4 protein-coding genes are annotated in these 3,553 nt (G+C 43.0%); 1 reads left to right on the plus strand and 3 read right to left on the minus strand.

Annotated elements, in window-relative coordinates; translation table 11 throughout:
- Window positions 1–241: 241 nt before the first annotated feature.
- The 3 genes from EKM80_RS14575 to EKM80_RS14585 all read right to left on the minus strand — a co-directional run bounded on the left by EKM80_RS14575 (window position 242) and on the right by EKM80_RS14585 (window position 1,863).
- A complete protein-coding gene (locus tag EKM80_RS14575) occupies window positions 242–550 on the minus strand; it encodes a type II toxin-antitoxin system YafQ family toxin (RefSeq protein WP_125554391.1) in 309 nt (102 codons plus the stop codon).
- A gap of 1 nt (window position 551) precedes the next feature.
- Complete coding sequence (locus EKM80_RS14580; RefSeq protein WP_125554393.1) at window positions 552–839, minus strand: type II toxin-antitoxin system RelB/DinJ family antitoxin; 288 nt, start codon at window positions 837–839, stop codon at window positions 552–554.
- A gap of 358 nt (window positions 840–1,197) precedes the next feature.
- Window positions 1,198–1,863 carry a TetR/AcrR family transcriptional regulator gene (locus EKM80_RS14585; protein WP_125554395.1) on the minus strand — a complete coding sequence of 222 codons (666 nt, stop codon included), beginning with the start codon at window positions 1,861–1,863 and terminating at the stop codon, window positions 1,198–1,200.
- 165 nt (window positions 1,864–2,028) lie between these two features.
- Between EKM80_RS14585 and EKM80_RS14590 the strand changes: the two genes are divergently transcribed.
- A complete protein-coding gene (locus EKM80_RS14590; RefSeq protein WP_125554397.1) occupies window positions 2,029–3,495 on the plus strand; it encodes an MDR family MFS transporter in 1,467 nt (488 codons plus the stop codon).
- Window positions 3,496–3,553: the final 58 nt, after the last annotated feature.

Genomic DNA, 3,553 nt, shown 5'->3' on the forward strand with positions numbered 1-3,553 from the left:
AAAACAGACAAAAAACCGGTATTAGTTATTCACCAATACCAGAAAGTGTAGACCCGAAAAAATAAAATTACTTGGTTGGAGCAAAAGACACGCTCATTCTGAGCGTGTCTTTTTGTATTACCCTAATAGCGCAGCATGCGTGGCAATCTAGGATAGGCCTCCAAAATTAGTAGGGTATAAATAATACAAAAACTAGCAAGATGAATTTTTGATTTGGAAAATTTGCTAATTTTTAGATTTTTCAATTAAAACTACCGTGAAATAATTCATCATGCCCGCCGATTCGAACTAAACGGATCACCGGATTAGTCTTATGGGTCATATAAATTACTAAAATATCCACTTTCCCGTCTAATAAATGAAATTCATAGTGTCCATTATAATTACCGCCACGATTTTTAAGCACATGTGGTTGATATCCCTGATTAACGATACCGTTTATTTGAAGTTGATCTAAAGCTTGCATTAAATCAGTTATCAACTCTGGGTGTGTCCGTTTAAGTTGGCGATAATCTTCTTTGAATTGTGGTTCAGGTTTAAGTTTATACATATTAATTATCCAAAAAATCCTTTAGATCTTGTGTATTATCAAATTCTGGGACATCATCTGGAATAATCCCCAACTCTTTAGCCTCTGCCGCCACTAAGGCACGTCTGGTTTTTTCTGTCAGTTCGTCTATTTCAGTCAAAACTTCAAAAGGGATCTTCTTTTGAAGTATCAACTGTCTTGCTGCCATGTTAAAGTAGGCATTAATACTTAAACCGGTAGTACTTAATTCTTTTGTCAATTTTTCTTTAAGTTCATTATCAAGTCGAATAGTTGTTGCACTCGTTGCCATGTTTATTCCACCTTTCATTTTTAACGTCATAATAACATACAAATGAGCTCAAAACCATTAAAATGATCACTGCTTATCATTCTTATTTACACCATTCTTAAATGTAAGGCATAACTTAAAAGATATTAACCAGGTTCTTAGGGTATGTGGTCGAAAAAGTTGATTTGGATGTAAAAGCATGGCTTGAGGGTGATTATTAATATAATTAACCCTCATATGGCCCCTTTTAAGGTAGGGGGTATGTGATATTCGGGGTGAAATATCCGCCTACCAATTCCCATAATTAGATAGACTTAAAAACCAGAATTGCTTGTATGTAGGTAATTCTGGTTTTTGTGTGGCATCAAATTTGATACATTTATTTAGCGTCTCCATTCCCAGTGGTTAAAAATGGCCGGTACACTGGCATCAAGACATCAGATAGGATGTGGTCGAGGCGTGAACGATCTATCGTTGTATCGTCCGTCGCATAGAAGGCATCCATGAGGACCAATGCTGGGAGATCGTAAAGGGCCTCGTCAAAGTGCGTGAGATCGACTTCTCCCCGCTCGGAGGCATGTTCAAAAAATGTCCGCACCATTTGACTGAGAAAGTTGTTACGCGCAAATTTATCGAAATAATCGCGCATCGAGATCCCGCCCAACCGTTCACGCATGAGACCGATGATATTGGTGTAGTGCATGCTAGTTAGTAGCGTGCTAATCCAATCGAACAATTCTCGTAGATCGCCTTCCAGAGAGCCGGTATTCGGAATTTGTTTCATTTTTGCGGCTAGGTCAGTAGTTTGGGTGCGCAAGGCGGCCAGCACAATATCAGCCTTTGAGTTCCAACGCCGGTAAAGAACGCTTTTGTTTGTATGGGCGTGCTTAGCGATCATATCCATCGTGATTGCTTCATATTTTGTTTGTTTGATTAAATTAAGGGTTGAGTCGAGAATGTCAGCTTCCAGTTTTTTTCCTCGCCGGCGGTGCTGGGTGGTAGATGCTTTCGACACACCCTGCTGATTATGAGGGTTGTTTGCCATGAAATGACTTCCTTTCGGACGAAGTTGCTACAAAGAAGTATAGCATGGAATTTTTTTAAAGGGTTGGTTGACAATCGGCATTAAAAGATATAGAGTACTTGAGTACCTAAAATTAGAGACTAAAGTTCCTAAAAAATAGTCTAACTCATTATCGGAGGTGTCACAATGGCAACTAACAAAAAAACAGAAAGTGCGTTACCACGCACGATCGTTAATCAGGCGTGGATCATCGTGCTGGGTGCGATTGCACCCATGCTGGATTCGACAATGGTCAACATTGCCCTCAATAAATTATCTTCAGATTTCAATGAAGCATTAAGTACCGTTCAATGGGTGGTCACTGGCTACTTACTGGCGATGGTCGTGGCGGTGCCCTTTACCGGCTGGCTGAATGACAAGATTGGTGGTAAAAAGGTCTTCTTGATTGCCGAAGTGTTGTTCGGCTTGTCTTCACTGGTGGCCGCAATGTCTGGCAATGTCACCATGCTGATTAGTATTCGGTTTGTGCAAGGATTTAGTGCTGGTTTGATTACACCGTTGTTGACAACATTGTTAGTTGATGTGGCGGGAGTCGGATCGATGGGGCGGATCATGGCCATTGTTGGATTGCCCATCATGTTGGGCCCAATCTTTGGTCCTGTGATTGGGGGCGTGATCGTCCAGTATCTATCATGGCGCTGGATCTTTTTCGTCAATGTTCCCGTTGTTATCATTGCCACAATTCTCATTTGGGTGAAGTTGCCAGCAATTACCCCTAAGAATCCGACCGCCAAATTTGACTGGCCGGGAGTAAGCTTACTGGCTGGTGGTTCAGCAGCGATTGTCTACGGCATTGTTAAGGCTAGCTCAAAAGCCAGTTTTAACAATAGTACGACGTTAAGCTATGTGGGTGTGGGAATTGTCTTGCTGGTGATTTATGCGATTTACGCCATTTTCTGTAAGAGTCAGGCAGTGGTGCCGTTATTTCTGTTCAAACGGCGCAACTTTACCGGTTCAATGATTGGACTAGTCTTGGCGGGGATTGTGAATAACGGGCCAATGCTATTACTGCCACTGTTTTTCCAAAATTTACGTGGTCAAAGTGTTGCTGAAGCAGGATTATCCCTTATCCCACAAGGGATCGGGATGCTGATTGCCCGGCCAATCATTGGCCGCTTCATTGATCGAATTGGGGCGCGGTGGGTTCTGATTGTTGGCTTGTTAGTGACCCTAATCGGAACCGTGCCGTTCATGTCCTTTGATCAGCACACTAATTTTTGGTTGCTGATGGGGGTCTTATTTGTCCGAGGAATCGGGGCCGGAGCCATCATCAGTCCGCTCATGACTGATTCGTTTGTCGGCCAAGATCCCAAGTATTCCGGCCAAATTTCGATTGCGGGGCGGATTACACAAAATGTCGGTGGTGCTTTTGGTTCAGCATTGATGGCGACGGTTGCGTCGGCGTACCTCACTAGCCACACGCATGAGCTGATGACTAATCATTTGACAGCTGTGGCGCACGCCTACCAACAGGGATTTATCTGGTCGGTGGCCTGCACTGCCGTCGTGATTATCCCAGCGTTCTTGCTGACTAACAAGCTTGGTCACCAGTCGGACAAGAAAGTTGTACCGGCACAAACAACTGAAAAGTAAAAAAGAGTGGTTGAAGTGAACCCCAAATATTGGACGAAACTTTAAGCGACTTTCTGGG

This window comes from Loigolactobacillus jiayinensis (assembly GCF_003946445.1).
GTDB lineage: Bacteria > Bacillota > Bacilli > Lactobacillales > Lactobacillaceae > Loigolactobacillus > Loigolactobacillus jiayinensis.